The organism is Acetobacter sacchari (assembly GCF_017377715.1).
Lineage (GTDB): Bacteria > Pseudomonadota > Alphaproteobacteria > Acetobacterales > Acetobacteraceae > Acetobacter > Acetobacter sacchari.
Map to the genome: position 1 here is coordinate 1 of NZ_JAFVMF010000083.1, position 266 is coordinate 266.

General features: G+C 53.8%; 1 protein-coding gene. It reads right to left on the reverse strand.

The genetic code is table 11. The features are described from left to right. A partial coding sequence (gene atpF, locus J2D73_RS20345; RefSeq protein WP_207884239.1) for a F0F1 ATP synthase subunit B occupies nt 1-266 on the reverse strand: 266 nt, incomplete at both ends.

Genomic DNA, 266 nt, shown 5'->3' on the forward strand with positions numbered 1-266 from the left:
GAACGTTCGATGATCTTCTCGGCGCCAGCAACAGCCAGGATAGCGACCTGCTTACGCAGCTCCTCGCGTGCACGTTTACGCTCAGCATCAATTTCAGCCTGCGCTTGTGCAACGATTTTGGTGCGTTCCTGTTCTGCTTCAGCTTTAGCTTCGTCCAGAATCTGAGAGCGGCGCTTGTTCGCCTGCTCAATGATTACCTGGGCTTCCGCTTTCGCTTTTTTCAGCTGGTCGGTCGCGTTGGCCTGTGCAAGGTCCAAATCTTTCTT